This window comes from Paraniabella ginsengisoli (genome assembly GCF_022513635.1).
Taxonomy (GTDB): Bacteria; Bacteroidota; Bacteroidia; order Chitinophagales; family Chitinophagaceae; genus Niabella; species Niabella ginsengisoli.
This window is the reverse complement of sequence record NZ_JAKWBL010000001.1, coordinates 588,058-606,642: the sequence shown is the minus strand read 5'-3', so window position 1 is coordinate 606,642 and position 18,585 is coordinate 588,058. Positions and strand designations below refer to the sequence as shown.

The 18,585-nt window shown below is 39.3% G+C and carries 16 protein-coding genes and 1 tRNA gene; 9 read left to right on the top strand and 8 right to left on the bottom strand.

Translation table 11 applies throughout. The annotated features are described in order from the left end of the window. Positions 1 to 198: 198 nt before the first annotated feature. The 5 genes from MKP09_RS03355 (at position 199) to MKP09_RS03335 (ending at position 3,868) form a co-directional block, all read left to right on the top strand. Entirely contained in the window at positions 199 to 840 is a 642-nt protein-coding gene (locus MKP09_RS03355) for a glycoside hydrolase family 88 protein (RefSeq protein WP_240826430.1), read from the top strand. Next, positions 837 to 1,220 carry a hypothetical protein gene (locus tag MKP09_RS03350; protein ID WP_240826429.1) on the top strand — a complete coding sequence of 128 codons (384 nt, stop codon included), beginning with the start codon at positions 837 to 839 and terminating at the stop codon, positions 1,218 to 1,220. Before MKP09_RS03355 ends, MKP09_RS03350 begins: the two co-directional genes overlap by 4 nt. Positions 1,221 to 1,413: 193 nt before the next feature. After that, positions 1,414 to 1,647, top strand: a complete 234-nt coding sequence (locus MKP09_RS03345) for a hypothetical protein (RefSeq protein WP_240826428.1) — start codon at positions 1,414 to 1,416, stop codon at positions 1,645 to 1,647. Next, a complete protein-coding gene (locus MKP09_RS03340; protein WP_240826427.1) occupies positions 1,614 to 2,669 on the top strand; it encodes a DUF2264 domain-containing protein in 1,056 nt (351 codons plus the stop codon). The genes MKP09_RS03345 and MKP09_RS03340 overlap by 34 nt, the downstream gene beginning before the upstream one ends. A gap of 59 nt (positions 2,670 to 2,728) precedes the next feature. Beyond that, on the top strand, positions 2,729 to 3,868 hold the full coding sequence (locus MKP09_RS03335) for a glycoside hydrolase family protein (RefSeq protein WP_240826426.1): 1,140 nt from the start codon (positions 2,729 to 2,731) through the stop codon (positions 3,866 to 3,868). A 59-nt stretch (positions 3,869 to 3,927) separates the two neighbouring features. Here the strand turns inward: MKP09_RS03335 and MKP09_RS03330 are convergent, their stop codons facing one another. From MKP09_RS03330 to MKP09_RS25320, 6 genes are all read right to left on the bottom strand, one after another. Next, entirely contained in the window at positions 3,928 to 5,553 is a 1,626-nt protein-coding gene (locus MKP09_RS03330; protein ID WP_240826425.1) for an arylsulfatase, read from the bottom strand. 10 nt (positions 5,554 to 5,563) lie between these two features. Next, positions 5,564 to 6,655 (bottom strand): sterol desaturase family protein, encoded by a 1,092-nt coding sequence (locus MKP09_RS03325; RefSeq protein ID WP_240826424.1) that lies wholly within the window; start codon positions 6,653 to 6,655, stop codon positions 5,564 to 5,566. 162 nt (positions 6,656 to 6,817) lie between these two features. Further along, on the bottom strand, positions 6,818 to 8,662 hold the full coding sequence (locus tag MKP09_RS03320; protein ID WP_240826423.1) for an arylsulfatase: 1,845 nt from the start codon (positions 8,660 to 8,662) through the stop codon (positions 6,818 to 6,820). 27 nt (positions 8,663 to 8,689) lie between these two features. Further along, the gene (locus tag MKP09_RS03315; protein WP_240826422.1) at positions 8,690 to 10,249 is read right to left on the bottom strand and encodes a RagB/SusD family nutrient uptake outer membrane protein; all 1,560 of its coding nucleotides are present in this window, start codon (positions 10,247 to 10,249) and stop codon (positions 8,690 to 8,692) included. A 141-nt stretch (positions 10,250 to 10,390) separates the two neighbouring features. Then, positions 10,391 to 11,995 (bottom strand): SusC/RagA family TonB-linked outer membrane protein, encoded by a 1,605-nt coding sequence (locus MKP09_RS25325; protein WP_262915096.1) that lies wholly within the window; start codon positions 11,993 to 11,995, stop codon positions 10,391 to 10,393. Next, a complete protein-coding gene (locus tag MKP09_RS25320; protein ID WP_262915095.1) occupies positions 11,974 to 13,485 on the bottom strand; it encodes a SusC/RagA family TonB-linked outer membrane protein in 1,512 nt (503 codons plus the stop codon). The genes MKP09_RS25325 and MKP09_RS25320 overlap by 22 nt, the downstream gene beginning before the upstream one ends. A gap of 675 nt (positions 13,486 to 14,160) precedes the next feature. Here MKP09_RS25320 and MKP09_RS03305 point away from each other — a divergent pair. After that, entirely contained in the window at positions 14,161 to 14,622 is a 462-nt protein-coding gene (locus tag MKP09_RS03305) for a hypothetical protein (RefSeq protein ID WP_240826421.1), read from the top strand. Positions 14,623 to 14,683: 61 nt separating this feature from the next. Here the strand turns inward: MKP09_RS03305 and MKP09_RS03300 are convergent. Next, positions 14,684 to 14,767: transfer RNA gene (locus tag MKP09_RS03300), tRNA-Leu, on the bottom strand. 295 nt (positions 14,768 to 15,062) lie between these two features. Between MKP09_RS03300 and MKP09_RS03295 the strand changes: the two genes are divergently transcribed. The 3 genes from MKP09_RS03295 to MKP09_RS03285 all read left to right on the top strand — a co-directional run bounded on the left by MKP09_RS03295 (position 15,063) and on the right by MKP09_RS03285 (position 16,157). Next, entirely contained in the window at positions 15,063 to 15,482 is a 420-nt protein-coding gene (locus MKP09_RS03295; protein ID WP_262915236.1) for a Rossmann-fold NAD(P)-binding domain-containing protein, read from the top strand. 70 nt (positions 15,483 to 15,552) lie between these two features. Beyond that, positions 15,553 to 15,750, top strand: a complete 198-nt coding sequence (locus tag MKP09_RS03290) for a hypothetical protein (RefSeq protein WP_240826420.1) — start codon at positions 15,553 to 15,555, stop codon at positions 15,748 to 15,750. Next, positions 15,708 to 16,157, top strand: coding sequence for a Rossmann-fold NAD(P)-binding domain-containing protein (locus MKP09_RS03285; RefSeq protein WP_240826419.1), 450 nt, complete (start codon positions 15,708 to 15,710; stop codon positions 16,155 to 16,157). The genes MKP09_RS03290 and MKP09_RS03285 overlap by 43 nt, the downstream gene beginning before the upstream one ends. A 187-nt stretch (positions 16,158 to 16,344) precedes the next feature. Here MKP09_RS03285 and MKP09_RS03280 read toward each other — a convergent pair whose 3' ends face one another. Then, entirely contained in the window at positions 16,345 to 18,534 is a 2,190-nt protein-coding gene (locus tag MKP09_RS03280; RefSeq protein WP_240826418.1) for a glutamine synthetase III family protein, read from the bottom strand. Positions 18,535 to 18,585: the final 51 nt, after the last annotated feature.

Below are 18,585 nucleotides of genomic sequence, written 5' to 3'. Positions count from 1 at the left end.
ATGCCGACACTCTACTGACTTCGTTAATAAAAAAATCTGAATAGTTTATAATGAAAAAAATCTTTTCTTTTTCTCCATCGCATCAATGTTTGCTGCAAACGCACAGGTGAAGAAAGACCTAAAAATCCTGATCGACGAAAACTTCCAACTTGCTGCACAACAATATAAATTGCTGGAAAAAATACGCCTGATGATAAAATGCCGAAAACATTTAAAGACGGAAAATCAGAATCGTCAGGGATCAGCTGGTGGACGAGCGGCTTTTTTCCCGGCAGCCTTTGGTTAATTTATGAGGCGACCAGCGATGCCGAAATTAAAACCTTTGCTGAAAAAAGATTAAAGCTTCAGGAAGGCGCACAGCGTCACATAGGCAATCATGATATTGGTTTTATGATTTTTTGTTCCTTCGGAAATGCCTATCGAATTACCGGCAATAAAAATTACAAAAGCATAATCGATACAGCAGCCGCATGGCAGATCAAACGGTACAAGCCAACTATTCGCGCCATTCAATCCTGGAATACATCTGACAAATTTAAATGTCCGGTGATCATTGACAACATGATGAACCTGGAGCAGCTTTGCTGGGTTACCGATAACGGAGGAAGCTCGCAATACAAGCAAATAGCCATCACTCATGCCAATACTACATTAAAAAATCATTTCAGAAAAGACAATAGTTCTTACCACGTTGTAGATTACGATATCAACACGGGAGGTGTTATCAAGAAAGTAACGCATCAGGGTTTTGCAGATGAATCAGCATGGTCGCGCGGACAGGCCTGGGGCTTATATGGTTACACTATGATGTATCGGTTCACAAAAAATAAAAATATTTGAATCATGCAAACGCAATTGCAAAATTCATGATTCACCATCCCAATATGCCAGCCGATATGATTCCATTGTGGGATTACAATGCGCCAGAAGGATTGAAAGCGCTTAGAGATGCATCGGCTGGAGCTGTGATGGCTGCTGCCTTATTGGAGCTAGCTAAATATTCAAAGAAAAATAAAACAGAATATGTAAAGGTTGCAGAAACTGCTATACGTACTTTATCAAGCGATGAATATCGTGCAAAGCCTGGCGAAAATGGCGGCTTTCTTTTAAAGCATAGTGTTGGTTCGCTTCCACACAAGTCGGAAGTAAATGTACCGCTTACTTATGCTGATTATTATTTCTTCGAAGCCATGAAAAGGTATAAAGACTGGTATTTATAGTAGACGATTATTAAGTCATCAGTCAATAAATGGCAGCCATGTTGCGTCGCACTCTTGTACTGAATAAATAAATATCATCCTATATAAGCAAAACCAACCTGGCACTGCATAAGGCCTCTTCGCCTCAAACAATTATGCTAACGCTTCGGGGTGATTCCTAAAAATATATAAAACAATAGACCAACAAAAAAGTATGAAATTTAAAATATTATTATCAGCATTATTAATATGCCTGTTAACTGTAGCAACCGCTCAAAAGAAAAGAATTATCAAACCCACAGACAAAACCTATGCACAGGGCGGATTGCAGGACAGAGCATATTGGTCTCATCTTTTGTACAAAATAGCGTCGCCGGTTATTTTAAATTTAGCCAACAGTACATTAAAAAAAACATGCCGGTTGAAAAAGCTCCAGGCTATGCCTTAAACGCTTCTAAGGTAACTTACTTAGAGGCTGTAGGACGAACAATGGCTGGCGTAGCTCCCTGGCTGGCCTTACCTGATGATAATACAGCAGAAGGTAAAATGCGTAAAGAACTTCGAACAGCATTAATAAAAGGCATTGCCAATGCTGTAGATCCTTCAAACCCCGATTATCTTAATTTCAGAACGGAATCACAACCGCTTGTAGATGCCGCTTTTATGGCTCATGGATTCTTAAGGGCTCCGAAATCCTTATGGGATCCGCTTGACGAGATCACCAAGAAGAGAGTAATTGAAGAATTTAAAGCTTTACGTACAAGAGCAGCAGGCTTTAATAACTGGTTATTATTTTCAGGTATTACCGAAACATTTTTATTATCGGTAGGCGAAGAAGCAGATCCTGTACGCATTCAACTTGCTCAGAAAAAAATAGCGGAATGGTATGTAGGTGATGGCTGGTATAGCGATGGGCCACATTTCAGTATGGATTATTACAACAGCTTTGTCATTCACCCCATGTTGGTTGATATGCTAAAAGCATTGCTCGATAAAAAACGGATCAAAGCCGAAGAATATGACATAGCTGTGAAACGAATGGCTCGTTATGCCGAATGGCAGGAACGCATGATCAGCGCCGAAGGCACTTATGCTCCTTTTGGTCGCTCTATAACTTATCGCACCGGCGCATTTCAAGCACTGGCACAAATAGCGCTAATGGAAAAGTTACCGGAAAACATAAGTCCTGCTCAGGTTCGTTGCGGCTTAACGGCAGTAATGCATAATATGTATGATAAATGCAATAATTTCGACAACAACGCATGGCTGGTATTAGGTTTTTGCGGCCATCAACCCGAAGTGGCAGATTATTATACAACAACAGGCAGTCTTTATATGGCTACGCTCGCATTTCTACCTTTGGGCCTTCCCGCCAACAATAAATTCTGGGCCGATCCTTATACCGACTGGACCAGCAAAAAAGCATGGAGCAGCAAAGAGCTTAAAAAAGATTATAAAGTGGAATACTAATTTAAACTGCTGCAAAATTTCAGGCGGTTAAAATCAAATAAAAAATTACACATGAAACAGTGTTTATTCCTTATAGTCTTCTGCAATTTCCTGGCACATCTTTCAGCACAGGACAACCTCGATCTGTCAAAAAAATTGGCAAAATCGATTCTACAAATATTTTCATTTCTAAAAACTATTACACCTGGGGTGCCAGTGTGGTAGAAGGGGAAGATGGAAAATATCATATGTTTTATTCGAGATGGCCGCATGGAAAACGATTAGAAAAAGATGACTCCCTAAACTATATCTTCGATGGTTTTGCCGGATGGAACAAATATTCTGAAATAGCTTATGCGGTATCAGATAACATCACGGGCCCCTATCGCCATGTAAAAACTATTTTAAAAGGAACAGGCGATCCATCAAGATGGGATCGATTTACTTTTCACAACCCCTATATCCGCAAATTCGAAGGATATTACTATTTGTATTTTATTAGCAACTCATTCGATTCATCACTTACAGGAGATAAACCTCTCTCCCCATCGCGGCTTCAGTGGTTCAAATATAATTGCACTCAAAAAATTGGTGTATTAAAAGCCAAAACCATTGAAGAGTTAATTGATCGTTCGCCAACATCCGCTACAGGCGCGTTCATTATGGAGCCAGACAATAAACAAACTTTTGAAGTAACCAACAACCCTTGCGTAACAGAAGGGCCTGATGGGAAATACTATATGATGTACAAATCGAGGAAACCGGTTTTTGGACACATGACATTTTGGATGGCTATTGCAGCAAAGCCTGAAGGCCCTTTCAAAACAGTAAGCTCCGTATTAACATCACCTGAAACTGCAAGCGAAGACCCATCCATTTGGTATGATAAAAAAAGGAAACGTTTTTATGCAGTAGCAAAATACTTTTCTAATACATTAAAGCTTGCCCCGCAGTTTGGCTCAATAATTCTAATAACCTCAAAAAACGGCATTGATTGGCAACCCGCAAAACATACACTGGCCACTTTAAAAGAGATTAAATTTCAAAATGGCTCTAAGGTTGACCTGGCAAACCTGGAAAGGCCGTTTGTTGTGGCAGACAGAAAAGGACAACCGATCGCGCTATTCGCTGCAGCAGCTATTCAAAACCCTTTTAAAGGAAATCCGCTGAGAGTAGATAACGAACATAATACTTTCAATGTACATATCCCATTGAAATAATTACTAATTGCCCCCATATAACCCGTCCGCAGATTTGATATAATCAAAGTGCTGATCGTCTATTGAGCAATCGAAAAATCTTTTCTTTTTAATTTATTATAATCGTAAAACCAGGGAAAGGTTTTCTTGAACGGCTCAGCATGTATTTGTTGGTACCAGGCTTCATATCTATTTAAAAGCTTTTTTGCAATTTCTGGCTCCGATGTTGATAGATCATGTAATTCAGACCTGTCCTTCTCTATATCATACAATTGCCATTCCTCAGTATTCTCAGCAACAAGTTTCCATTTACCATCAAGTATAGCTTTATTTCCTTCATGCTCCCAAAAAATAGGCTCTTGTCTTTTTAGCTGCTGACCTAAAAAAGCTGGCTTTAAACTTACGCCTACCGTCGGGTGAATTGCTTCCTCCTTATAAACCGAAGGATAAGTTGCATTGCTCAAATCCACTAATGTTGCCATGATATCCGTAACATGCGCAGGCTGTTTTTCAAAACTTCCGTTTCTTGATTTTGGTATTCCATCGGGCCAGGAAACAATACCCGGAGATGCAATTCCCCCTTCGTGTGTATGATGCTTATATGCCCAAAATGGAGTACAGCTTGCTTCGGCCCAACCTTGTCCAAGAAAAACGGCAGAACCTGCCGCCCCTGGCTGATCGCCCTCATATCTCGCTTCAAAGCCAGGCTCTGCATTGCCTCCATTATCAGAAACAAAAAGTATGACAGTATTATCAAACAACCCTCTTTGCTTTAATCCATCTATTAAGCGCCCAATGCTCTTGTCCAGGTGCGATACAACAGCTGCATAGATAGCCATGATGTGATCGAACTTTTGCTTCTCCGCTTCACTAAGGCTATCCCACTTCGGTACATTAGGATTGAGTGGCGATAATTTCCAAGCCGGATCGATTAACCCCAACTTTATCTGGCGCTCATAACGTTGCTTTCTAAGCGCCTCCCATCCTTCTAAATATTTTCCTTTAAAAGCGTTGATCTCTGATTCCGGAGCCTGCAAAGGAAAGTGCGGTGCATTATGAGCAAGATATAGAAGGAACGGCTTTTCTGTGGCTTTTGCTTCGTCTACAAATTTCAAACTATAATCTGTCCACAGATCAGTTGTATACCAATTTTCAGGTAACAAAGAAGTATCATTAGCCAACTTATTGCCATTTAGAAATAGCTGCGCTTTTTTATCATTGTAATAAAAGCCACCAGCCGGGGCATTAAAACTCCGGTCAAACCCACGCTTCCAGAGGACAACACCCTGTTCCTGACCAACATGCCATTTCCCCACCATTGCCGTAAAATAGCCAGCTTGTTTTAATACTTCGCCGATAGTAACCGTGTTATTATTTAAACGTCCGCGATAAGCAGGATGGTCAGGGCCTTTATCATTCATCATGTGGCCTACACCAGCCTGGTGCGGGTAAACGCCGCTTAAAAGCGCGGCCCGCGAAGGACAGCATCTCGCTGCGTTATAGAAGTTGGTGAAACGTACACCATTTTTGGCTAATGCATCAAGATTAGGAGTAGGTATTTCGCCTCCGTAACAACCTAGATCGGCAAAGCCCAAATCATCTGCAAGGATAACTACAATGTTAGGCTTCTTTTGACCCTGACTCGAAGCAAACGACAAAGTAAGCACTAAGCTCAACAATAATTTACTACAAACTATACGTATCATAAAAGTTTTTTTATGGATGAGATTGACTAACACTTGCAACAGGAACAACTTCTGAAAACTCTTCAGAAACAGCAGCAGGAAATTCATCTCCTACTATTGGCCCATCCGCGGAAAGCTCACTTCCTTTCTTTTTAGATTTTAGCAACGGCCACAAAAATTGTGCATACCATTCTTCTTCTTTATAGTGTTTTATCCCATAAGCAGAGGGGTATTTACGTGTAATGATTCCGGTTCCAAAAATAATATCCCAAAGGAAAAACATATTTCCAAAATTACCTTTATAATGGCCAATACCATCATCAGTTGAATCAGCATGATGAGCGTGGTGGGTTGCAGGTGTAGAAATAAGCCGCTCTAAAACCCATGCAAATGGATGGAGTATCTTGTATTTATAAAAAGGCTTATCCCATGCAATACTGGAGTGTGCGGCCGTAGTAATAATACTTTTTACAGCACCTACAAATAATGCGGCGTATCCCAGACCTAAATAAGTAAGCGCCGCTGTCAAATATATCTGCGAAAAGAAAATAGTATATATTATATTTTGTCTGCTAGCCATAGCCATGCCCATATAACTTGCTGAATGATGCGTACGGTGAAAGCGCCACAACCATGGTATCTGATGGTGCAATCGGTGATACCAGTATTGTGTAAGATCATCTGCAACAGCAATAATAAAAAGCGCCCATACAAATGGCACCCAGGCAAAAACATTTGCAGCATTAGGAAGTATATAAGGCAATACCGCTAGCGTAAAATAAACAACTGCCGGACGAATGATAATTTTAGGAATCGCAAAGCATACAATATCCAGCATTGCTTCATTCTTTTTCCAGCGGTTTTCATATAAACCTAAAGAAAATTCTACGATGCCTAAAGCTACAACAATCACAGGCAATCCCCAGGTTCTGAAATTCCTGAATATATTTTCTATCCAATCAGGAGCTTTAAAGGGAATACGTTCATCAATGGCTGCTAACCAGGGTTGTTCTCCAGTAGCTTTCAATACAACAAACATGAGCAATACCGGAAATGCATATAAAAAAATACTGATCAGGCCATCTCTAACAAGCCTTCCAGATGATATGGTTTCTTTTTTCATCTAATTTATTTTTGATTAAAAAAATCAGGCGCGTGTAAATAGTGTCAATAAAGAATAGAATACAAGAAGCGGTATTAAAAACACAACGATACCAACTAATATCTTTTTTGCCAATAGAATAATATCTCTAAATAACATCGTTATAAAATTTAAAGGTGAATATTATTGAACAGGCCCTTGTTCGTTACTTCCGTTTGGATGATGTATTAATTTATTATTTACATCATATCTGTCAATTAAAGGATAAAGCCTGTTTTTTTCAGCCTGCTCATCAAAGAGCCTCTTTAATTCAGCAAGCTTCTCGGGATGTTTTTTTGCCAGATCAACACGCTCATTGAAATCTTCATTAAGATTATACAATGTCCACACATCATCCTCATAGCGCGTTTTCTTAGGTTCGTTGCCCTTGGAAAAATTAAAGTCGATAGCATCCGGACTGTGCGCTGCACCAGCTTTCCAGCCATCTTTATAAATAGCACGAGAACCAAAAATGTAATAATGCTGAATCGTATGTTTCGATTTCGCTTTTGCGTCATTCACAGAATAGGCGAGTGAAGTTCCCTGAATAGTATCCTGCGGAATGCCACGTATATATTGCGGAACATCAATACCCGCTACTTCAAGTGTGGTTGGCAGAATATCAATCACATGTCCATACTGATTGCGAATGCCGCCTTTCTCCTTAATAAGTTTAGGATGGTAAACGATTAACGGATTATGAGTCCCTCCTTCTGATTGTGCATCCTGCTTCCAGTCCTTAAATGGTGTATTAGTTGCTTGTGCCCATCCTAATGGATAGTTTGTTTTGGCAGATGCCGTTCCTATAGAATCAATAAGTGTCAAATTATTTTTAAGATATTCACTTTCATCGCTAGTAGCAACGTCATTAAATCCTGGATTAATAACCCCGTCAACCGTGCCCTCTTTACTGGCGCCATTGTCGCCCACAATAACGTAAACCAACGTATTTTCTTCCAACCCATTTTCCCGCAAATAATTAACCAATCGCCCTATCTGATAATCAGTATATGTTAGATAACCTGCATACACTTCAAAAAATCTTGTGAACAATTTTTGCTCTTCACCAGCAAGACTGTTCCAGGCTTTAACTCTTTTATTTCTTTCAGGAAGCTGAGCGTAAGAAGGAATAACGCCTAGCTTCTTTTGATTAGCCAACACTTTTTCGCGGTATACATCCCAACCTTCATCAAATTTCCCTTTGTACTGATCGCTCCAATATTTATCAACCTGATGAGGCGAATGAGTGGCACCCGGCGCATAGTATAAAAAGAATGGCTTATTTGGTGCATTCTTCTTTTGCCTTTCAATATAAGAAATTGCTTTATCTGTGATTTGCTCATTTAAATGTCTTCCATCTGGTGCAACGTGTGCGTTATCTTCAACCAAATCAGGTTTATACTGATCTGTGGCAGAACCTAAGAATCCAAAGAAATGTTCAAACCCTTTACCCGTTGGCCAACGATCAAAAGGACCTGCATCGGTAGCTTCCTCATCTGGCGTTATACCATATTTACCAACAGCAAATGTGTTATACCCATTATCTCGCAAAATCTCTGCAATTGTTCCCGAAGTAGAAGGCAACCTGCCATCCCATCCAGGAAAACCCGCCGACATACGTATATGTGAAAAGCCGCCGACATGTACAAAATGACTGTTACGACCGGTCAAGAGAGCAGAGCGGGTGGGTGCACATATTGCAGTGGTATGAAAATTAGTATATCGCAATCCATTATTGGCAAGCCTTTCTAACGTAGGCGTATTAATAAGTCCACCAAAAGCGCTTGCACCACCATACCCAACATCATCCAGCAGAATCAATACTACATTAGGAGCTCCTTCCGGAGCTTTGGGTACAGGCCCCCACCACTCTTTCGATTCTTCGAGGGTTTTGCCAACTTTTCCCTGATACTGAGGCTGGGTAGGTTGTGCCTGAGAAAATTGAATGGCCGTAATTACAGTAGCAATTACAAAAAGTGTTTTTTTCATTTCGTTTGGAGTTTTAATAATTGGTGATTAATCCCATCCGGGATTTTGATGGCCTTGAAGCAATTTGTTATTATCTATTTCTGATTGAGGTATGGGATATAAATAATTCTTTTCCGTACCATTGGTTTTACCAACAGCATATAAATTTTTCAAAAGAGTTCCATTACCACTTGCATCTTTTTGCCTGATCAGATCAAACCATCTTTGATATTCAAAAACAAGTTCCAGCCTTCTATCCAGATAGACAGAATCCCTAAACTGGTCTTTTGTTAAGCCGGAAGTAAGATCAGGCAAACCAGCTCTGTTACGTATACGATTAATAGACTTGTAAGCTTTTGCAGTAGGCCCATTCAATTCATTTTCTGCTTCTGCATGTATCAGTAACAGATCGGCATATCGAATAATGGCCACATTTGACGCGGATTCTGTAGGTACAGCTTGTGCATCCGGGTCCCAAAGCTTATTAAAGAAAGGAGTAGAATCGTTAGGAACAGCAGAATTATTAAGTGGAAGCGCATATCTTTTTCCATTTGTAGGACTGGTAAAATATCTTACAAATGTCACGTCACGTCTTTGATCTTTCGGATTATATATTTTATAAATATTGAAAAAATTATCATTTCCATTTTTATAATAGCGAACCATGTGGGCATAATTTCCTCTAAGTCCAGGAACCCCGCTAAGTATGGGCCGCGATGCTTCACTGTTTCCCTGTCCTAAAGAATTAGATTTAAACTGTGCAGAAAAAATATGCTCAATACCATTTTTATACGCAGGCAAAAACACCTGTTCGTAGCTATTGATCAAATCGTAACCATAAGTACCAGTTCCTCCATCTTTAGGACTCAAAGCCTCCTCTGCAATTTTTACCGCATTGGCATATTTAGATGTATTTTTTAAAGGAATTGATGCTTCGGTTAAATAAACCTTTGCCAGTAGCGACTTTGCGGCCCCTGCCGTGGCACGCCCAATGTCAGATCCGGAATACTTATCGGGAAGCTCAGATGCGGCTTCGGTTAAATCCTTTTCAATTTGTGCGTATACTTCTTCAGCGCTGGAACGAGCCACAGCATAATCACCTGGCGAAATATATGTTTGATAACTTGTAATAAGCGGCACTCCGCCATACAACCTAACAAGATTAAAATAATACAAGGCTCTTAAAAATTTCGCTTCGTGTAGCAACCGGTTTTTAAGGTCTTCATCAAAATCGATCTGCGGAATTTTATCCAGTGCCACGTTTGCTCTTTTTATTGCAGAATAATGTTGTTGCCATATTTCATAGATCCGAAGATTAGAGGAAGATTGCGACTGAACCGATAATGATCTAACATCTGCACTAGTAGCACCCGGCCCCGGATCTTCATCATCGCTACCCATATTCATTCCGGTATTAAATAACGTATTATAAGGTGTTTGTATGCCACCAGAATTAAGCATAAAATAAACTGCGTTGATTGCTGCTATTGCGTCATCCTGTGTTTTATAAAACTGATCTTCAGAAATAAATGATTGAGGATTCTCTTCTAAGAACTTTTTGCAGGAACTGAGTATCACTGCTATTACAAAAATTGAGATATATTTCATTCGTATAATTTTTTATTTTGTCCGCCGTGGCGAACGACTTTTTATGATCGGATGCCCGCCCGGATGACCGGTCGGACGGGGAACGCCTACATACATTCCAATGTGTGAGAAGATTTATAATGGACGTTTCATTTTTTGAATTTATAATGTGAGCAATAGACCTAATTGTACAGACTTGCTATTTGGATATACACCATTATCAATGCCCTGAGCAATAAGCGACTGATTGTTGACGCTTACTTCCGGATCGAACCCTGTGTACTTTGTCCATGTAATAAGGTTTTGGGCAGAGCCGTATATTTTAATCGATTTAATGCCGGTGTTGCCAAATGCCTTTCTAGAAAATGTATAGCTAAGCATTACATTTTTCAACCGTAGATAAGATCCATCTTCAATAAATCGATCAGAAATAGTTGCGGCCGGATCCTGGTAGGCAGCTTTTACATCAGTGTTAGTGTTTGTTGGTGTCCAACGATTTAATAAATCTACAGAGCCATTCGCGTAGCCCGTAGCAAGCTCAAGATTATTTCTGTTTTGATTATATATCTGACCGCCAACAGAGGTTTGCAAAAAGAAAGAAAAATTGAAACCCTTATATGAAAAATTATTGGTTAAGCCTGCTGTAAAATCAGGTTGATTAGCAATAACCACGCGATCTCCAGCCTGTGTTATGATACCGTCTCCATTTACATCTCTGTATTTCTGTCCACCAGGGCTTTTATTTTGTTGCGGGGTAAGCGGTTCATCTCCTACCTGTATTACCCCGTCAGTTTGATAAGCAATAAATGAACCTACGGGATATCCAACTTTAATAATAGAAGGCTGAGATATATTAGGTATGATTTGATCCAATCCATTTCCCAGTTCTACTATTTCATTTACATTTTTTGAAAATACCAATCCGGTTTTCCAGGATAATGGACCATCAAGGTTAATTGAATTGATTGCCAGTTCAACGCCTTTGTTTGTTACAACACCTATGTTCTGGTATATAGTTGCCGCCTGACCTCCGCTCAAAACTGCTAATCCGGAAGTACCTGGAACGGTTAAATCAAGTAATAGATCTGAAGTTCTTTTGTAATAATAATCTGCTACTAGTGTAAGGCGGTTATTGAAAAGGCCAACGTCTACCCCACCATTTAACTGAAAAGTTTTCTCCCATCCTAAACCAGGATTAGCCACCGTTGCTGGTGCATAACCGTGTACGGTAGTGTTTGAAAAATTGTATCGAAGATAGGCCAGTTGAGAAAGTGATTGGTAGGCTGGTATGCTTTGATTACCTGTGGTTCCGGCACTCAAGCGCAACTTTAATTGAGAGAAGGAAGAATTATCGGTAAAGAATTTTTCATTTCTTACATTCCACGCAAATGCTGCGGAAGGGAAATAGCCCCATTTATTATTGGCTCCAAATTTTGACGATCCATCTGCGCGAAACGAGAACGTGAATAAGTATCTGGAATCAAAAATATAATTCACACGGCCCAAATAAGAAGCCAAAGCCCAACTTACATAAGAAGAAGAAGGAGTGCGATTAGTTATTCCTGTTTTTATGTTATGATAGGAAGCATCGTCCGTTGCAAAACCCGCTGCTTCAGCAATGACTCCCTCTGTAACTGACTTTTGAGCAGTGAACCCCGCCACCGCATTTAACTGATGCTTATCATTAATTAATTTATCATAACTGATCGTATTTTCATTAAGCCAGTTTACAGTGTTTAAATTTCCTATTTGAGCAAGACCCTGCAAGTCCAGGCCTTCAGCAGTAGTTTTAGTAAATAGCGATTTTGCTTAGTATCGACAACATCAGCACCAATCAATACTTTTGCTTTAAGATCATTAGTGAGTTTATATTCTGCAGCAACATTGCCTAAAAAGCGATTGATATTATTTTCGTTAAGTTGATTATAAAGAGAATTGATCGGGTTCTGTAAAGAAGATTCAAACGGGCTGTAAAGTATAAAAGCACCCGCATCATCGTATATTGGTAAAGAAGGCGGCGTTAGCAATATATTTCCCACAACAGCAGTAGGCGCAATATTTGCTTTTGATCTGCTAACGATCATACTGGTTGATATATGAAACTTATCGCTGTAATCATGTTCAACATTTAATCTTCCTGAAAATCTTTTGAAGTCTGTATTCTGCAAAATGCCCTGCTGATCGAAATAGCTTAAGGAAAGCGCAAGCCTTGTCTTAGCAGTTCCCATCATTAAGGACAGGCTATGACTTTGTATCGGTGCCTTTCTAAAAGCTGCAGACTGCCAGTCGGTGCCAACGCCAGTCGTGTCCAACGCATAACCTGATGTGGTAGGCAAAGAGGCTGTTTTACCTGAGTTAGCAGCAGCATCCTTTCGCAATTGCCACCATTGAGCTGCGTTTAATACCGGTAACGTTTTTGTTACTTCCTGTATGCCGTAATATGTGTCATAAGTAAATGAGTTTTTATTTTTTGCTCCTTTCTTTGTGGTGATGATCACCACTCCGTTAGCACCTCGAGAACCATAAATAGCAGTTGCCGAAGCATCTTTTAAAACGTCTATGTTTTCGATGTCAGTAGGATTGATAGTAGAAAGAGGGTTAATAGCTGAGCCAGTATTCACGCCAGCGTCTACTAATCCGTAATCAGTATTCACAGGAAACCCATCAATTACATAAAGTGGGTTGCTGCCAGCATTAATCGAATTATTACCACGTATCTGAATACTAGTACCCCCGCCCGGCTGGCCGCTTGTTTGCGTAACCTGTACACCAGCTACAGAACCTTGCAACAAACGTTCAACAGAAGAAACCGGTTGGTCTTTTACAACAGATGGAACAGATGCTACCGCTCCCGTAACATCACTCTTCTTTTGTGTTCCGTAACCAACTACAACAACTTCCGAAAGATCCTGATTTATTGGTTCCAGTGTAATTCGCAGAGATAAAGTATCTGTCACTTCAAGCTCCTTTGCTTTATAGCCAACAAAACTGACGACCAGTATGCATGGTATAGTTTGACCTGTTCTTAAACGGAATTTTCCTTTTTTGTCTGTTGAAGTTTGGTTGGTGGTGCCTTTAATGTTGACTGTTGCTCCGTCCAGTGGGTGTTTATCAATACTATCCAAAATGACACCATCCAAGATAGAATTTATTACGGGTTGCGGTTCATCCTGCGCAGTTACATAGAAGTAGAAACCAAATTGGATGATAAAAAGGAACATGATTCTTCTTAGAATCACAAAGCCATTGTAGTTCATAAAATAAAGTTGTACGCATGAGGCTTTGTAGCAACATGCCGAAAATAAATGTTGGAAAATGAAATTGGTTTAGATGGAGATGCCTGCTAACAACAGCAAATAGCCATACTTGTATAGCATCTCTTTAATGTGCAGTGGCGATAGAGTGGTAATTGCAAATGGTTATGCTTTTTTTCATACCTTTAAATTGTTAAGAATTGAATTAATATGTTCTCAGATGTATTAAAAGCTTAACAGTCTACGGGAGCGTTGCCGCGCTTCCGTTTTTTTATTAATATTAAGCTGTGATTTGAAAAAGTGATTTGAAGGTTCAATACAGACTACCTTAAAAAGCAATCTGAGCCTAAGCACAGACGCTTTAACATCGGGTTACATTTGCTTTCCCTTGTAATACCGTCACCGTATTTTCTTTTACAGTTGCCATATCTAAATGATTACTTCGGTTTAGTGAATGTGTAATTGTGATGTTGCAAAATTATCAATATCTTTTAGTCTACCAAATAAATAGACTAATATTTTAAAAAATATTTTCTGGCCGCTTAATCGATCAACGTACACTAAAATTCATTTTTCGATACACTTGCACTTTTTGTTTTAAATTCATGTACAGGTTTTCAATTGCTTCCGGTGTTAGCGCTTCTTGACTGTTACTTACCTTATAAAAAATTCTAGTAAATGATAAAGGCAATTCTCAAAGCTACATTCGTTGCAGGTTCATTAGACATATGTGCCGCATTTGCACAAGCTTATTTGTCGAACGGAGTAACACCAGATATTGTATTACAATACATAGCAAGTGGGATATTCGGAAAGGAGGCCTATTCCGGAGCGGTAAAATATATTCTGTTTGGCCTTGCAGTACACTTTTTTATTGTATTAATGTGCGCAGTTACCTATTTCCTGAGTTATACCAAAGTTTCATTCTTAAAGAAAAGTATTTTTCTAAGCTCCTTTTTAATTGCACTAATTGCCTGGGTGGTCACAACAATGGTAATTATACCATTAAGTAAAATTCAATCATCCCCTTTTAATTTAGAAAAAGCAATAATCGCTATAGCAATTTTATATTTCTGCGTTGGGATACCCATTTCCCTTTTTGCAAAATCTTATTTTAATAAACAAGGCAGTATAAATTGATGATTTCGGGATACATTGATAGTTAAACGCATAAAAAAACCACCCATCAAAGGTGGTTGTGTGCCCAGAACAGGAATCGAACCTGCACTCCCTTGCGAAAACCAGATTTTGAGTCTAGCGCGTCTACCAATTCCGCCATCTGGGCCTGCTTTTTGAAGCGGGTGCAATATTACGAATTTTATTTTAAAATATCATGGCAAAACACTATTATTTATAACGCCTATTTACAACACTTCTTCCTGGGTATAACTGCCCTGATAATAATTTTAAATATCTTCTTAAGATTCGCCATTCAAAAATCTTTAAAGTAACTTACGTACAACATTGCAACAAAGTTACATGATAAATCTTGGTATCATAAAAGAAGAAAAAATACCACACGACAACCGCGTCGCACTTACACCTGATCAATGCCGTTGGCTATTATCAGTTAAAAAAACCTGACAATAACTGTTCAACCTTCTGAAACACGCAGCTATAAAGACTTTGAATACGAAAGGGCTGGCGTAAAGCTAAATCAGGATTTATCAAAGTGCGATGTGCTACTTGGCATTAAAGAAGTTCCTGTAGCTAGCCTTATTAATAATAAAACTTACCTGTTCTTTTCACATACGAAAAAGAAACAGCCACACAACAAGCATTTGCTTCAAGCTATTTTACAAAAAAAGATCACTTTAATTGATTATGAATGCTTAGAACATGAAGACGGCCAGCGCATTATTGGTTTCGGTTTTTTGCAGGAATTGTTGGTGCACACAACGGAATTATGGCTTATGGTAATCGAACCGGCTTATATCATTTGGAACGAGTGTACAAACAAAAAAACTTTAAGGACCTTATACATAGTTATTTTGGTTTAAAACTTCCCAATATAAAGGTTGCAATAACCGGTAGCGGCGCGTAGCACATGGGCTTATCGAAATTATGAATTTGATGGGCTTGCATGAAGTAGAGCCGGATGAATATTTAGAAAGAAGATTTGCTTATCCGGTTTACACGCAACTAAAAGGCCGCGATCTTTACGAACATGAAATTACAGGAAACTACAGCCGCGAAGATTTTCATCAAAATCCACAAAATTATCAATGCAGGTTCTTGCCTATGCAGCGCAAACAGACATCCTACTAAATGGTATTTATTGGGAAGAATCTGTTCCGCGTCTTTTTCAAAAAGAAGACATAACCAATAATCGCTTTATCATTCAAACCATCGCTGATATTTCTGATGACAAATATGGCTCCATCCCCATCAATATCAGTAATGGAAATATTGAAAATCCTGTTTATGGTATCGACAGAAATAGTTTTGAAGAAACGAGGCCTTATGAAACCAACTCCGTCGACGTAATGGCCGTAGGAAATCTGCCTAATGAATTACCGCGAGATGCCAGCCGCTATTTTGGGGAACAGCTCATCAAATATGTTTTAGATAATCTGTCAGAGCAAAATAATAATAACCTGATAAAGCGCGCCACCATTGCTGCAAAAGGAAATTTGGGCAGCCACTTTCAATACTTGCAGAATTATGTGGAATAATGCCGGAAGTATTTCCTACAAAAGAGCGTAAGAATGCTACGGAACAAAGGCGGATACTCACACAACTCATGTTTCGTTCTCTGCATTCGTTGTGTCCGTTGCGTGAAAGAAATCGCTGTGCTAACCAAACAAAAAAGCCACGCATTATTTACTGCGTGGCTCTCTTCATTATTGATTATTCATTTTCTTAGCGTAAAAATAACAACTCACGATATTTTGGTAAATACCATTCTTTATCATCTACCAATAATTCTAATTTGTCAGCATGGTAACGAATTTGATCAAAGAATTTAGCTTTCACGTCAGCTTCGTATGCGATCGCTTTTTCACGAGTGTCTTCAATCGCATTAGCTTTCTTCCTTGCCCCAATCATTTGCTCTACAAGGTCGCTTGCTTTGTTAATATGCTCAGATATTTTATCAAGGATCTGTTTTTGGTTCGCATAAGCTTCTTCCGTCAATCCTGCATCCTTCAAACCTTTAATGTTTTTAGCTAAAAGATTTTGATAACGAATAGCTGGAGGAAGAATCATGCTGGTAGCCATTTCGCCCATGATACGGCCTTCGATTTGAACTTTCTTAATATATTTTTCAAGTTCTATTTCGTGTCTTGCATGAAGTTCAGAATGACTGTAAATACCGTTCTTAACAAACAACTCAGTATTCTTTTCGTTCACCATTGCATCAAGCGCTAACGGAGTTGTTTTCAGATTTGGAAGGCCTCTTTCCTCCGCTTCTTTTTCCCAAGCTTCGCTGTAGCCATCACCTTCAAACAATATTTTTTCGCTGCTTACAATGTAATCATTAATTACCTGCATAATAGCGATCTCTTTCTTCTCTCCTTTTTCGATCAAACCATCAACTTCAGTTTTAAAGTTCTTAAGCGTTTGCGCCATGATGGTATTCAACACCGTCATTGGGCTTGCGCAGTTTGCAGTAGAACCTACCGCTCTAAATTCAAATTTATTGCCGGTAAATGCAAATGGAGAAGTACGGTTACGATCAGTATTGTCTAATAAAAGATCAGGAATATTTTTGTGAATGTCTAATTTCAACATGCTTTCATCCTGCTCATCCATATCATTGTTCACACGCTGCTTAATATCGTTCAATACTTTAGTTAAGTATTCTCCAATAAATACAGAAATGATTGCAGGCGGCGCTTCGTTGGCACCCAATCTGTGATCGTTTGGAGCAGAAGCAATGGCGGCTCTTAACACATCAGCATAATCATGAACCGCTTTGATTGTATTTACAAAAAACGCAAGGAACATCAAGTTGCTTTTAGGCGTTTTACCCGGAGCCAAAAGGTTTACACCTGTATCGGTAGACATACTCCAGTTATTATGCTTTCCACTTCCGTTAATACCAGCGAAAGGTTTTTCATGAAGCAATACACGCAAGCCGTGTCTTAATGCGATACGTGTCATCACATCCATCAACAATGTGTTATGATCTACCGCAAGGTTGGCCTCTTCAAATATTGGCGCGCACTCAAACTGTGCAGGTGCTACCTCATTGTGACGTGTTCTTAAAGGAATACCTAATTTATAGCATTCGTTTTCAAAATCGCGCATAAAAGCATATACTCTTTCAGGAATCGATCCGAAATAGTGATCTTCTAATTGCTGATTTTTTGCAGAGTTATGACCATACAAAGTACGTCCGCACATAATAAGATCCGGCCTTGCCTTAAACAAACCGTCATCTATTACAAAATACTCCTGCTCCCAACCCAGGGTAACAGTTACCTTGGTCACATTTCTGTCGAAATAGTTACATACATCTACCGCGGCCTTGTTTAAAGCATCGATCGATTTTAATAACGGCGCTTTATAATCTAAAGATTCACCAGTATAAGAAATAAATATAGTAGGAATACAAAGTGTACGTCCGTGTCCAATTTCAATAATAAAAGGAGGAGAAGAAGGATCCCAACCAGTATAACCTCTTGCCTCGAAAGTAGCACGCAGGCCACCATTCGGGAAAGAAGAAGCATCAGGCTCTTGCTGAATTAAAGCAGCACCATCAAACTCTTCGATCGGAGTACCATCACTTTTAAGTGTAAAGAAAGAATCATGCTTTTCAGCAGTTGTGCCTGTCAACGGTTGAAACCAGTGTGTAAAGTGAGTTACACCTTTGCTTTCTGCCCAGGCACGCATACCATTAGCGATGTTCGCTGCTACGTTTCTGTCAATTTTCTGACCAGATTTCATTGAAGCCAAAATGCTTTTATAAGCATCGTCGCTCAAATATTCTCTCGCAGTTTTGAGGTTAAATACATGTGAGCCAAATACCGTTGTAATCTTTGGCGTAATTTTTCCCAACTCATCTGTTGTAGCCGGAATGTTTGAAAGTGCAGAAATTCTTAGAGACATCGTGATAAGTTTGTTTTAATTGTGCGCAAAGATAAGATTTACGTTGTTTTA

Excerpts from the sequence above, each read along its gene's own strand:
- MKP09_RS03355 (WP_240826430.1), top strand. The coding sequence starts at position 199 with ATGCCGAAAACATTTAAAGACGGAAAATCAGAATCGTCAGGGATCAGC.
- MKP09_RS03345 (WP_240826428.1), top strand. The coding sequence starts at position 1,414 with ATGAAATTTAAAATATTATTATCAGCATTATTAATATGCCTGTTAACT.
- MKP09_RS03340 (WP_240826427.1), top strand. The coding sequence starts at position 1,614 with ATGCCGGTTGAAAAAGCTCCAGGCTATGCCTTAAACGCTTCTAAGGTA.
- MKP09_RS03330 (WP_240826425.1), bottom strand. The coding sequence starts at position 5,553 with ATGATACGTATAGTTTGTAGTAAATTATTGTTGAGCTTAGTGCTTACT.
- MKP09_RS03325 (WP_240826424.1), bottom strand. The coding sequence starts at position 6,655 with ATGAAAAAAGAAACCATATCATCTGGAAGGCTTGTTAGAGATGGCCTG.
- MKP09_RS03320 (WP_240826423.1), bottom strand. The coding sequence starts at position 8,662 with ATGAAAAAAACACTTTTTGTAATTGCTACTGTAATTACGGCCATTCAA.
- MKP09_RS03315 (WP_240826422.1), bottom strand. The coding sequence starts at position 10,249 with ATGAAATATATCTCAATTTTTGTAATAGCAGTGATACTCAGTTCCTGC.
- MKP09_RS25320 (WP_262915095.1), bottom strand. The coding sequence starts at position 13,485 with ATGAACTACAATGGCTTTGTGATTCTAAGAAGAATCATGTTCCTTTTT.
- MKP09_RS03305 (WP_240826421.1), top strand. The coding sequence starts at position 14,161 with ATGATAAAGGCAATTCTCAAAGCTACATTCGTTGCAGGTTCATTAGAC.
- MKP09_RS03285 (WP_240826419.1), top strand. The coding sequence starts at position 15,708 with ATGCAGGTTCTTGCCTATGCAGCGCAAACAGACATCCTACTAAATGGT.
- MKP09_RS03280 (WP_240826418.1), bottom strand. The coding sequence starts at position 18,534 with ATGTCTCTAAGAATTTCTGCACTTTCAAACATTCCGGCTACAACAGAT.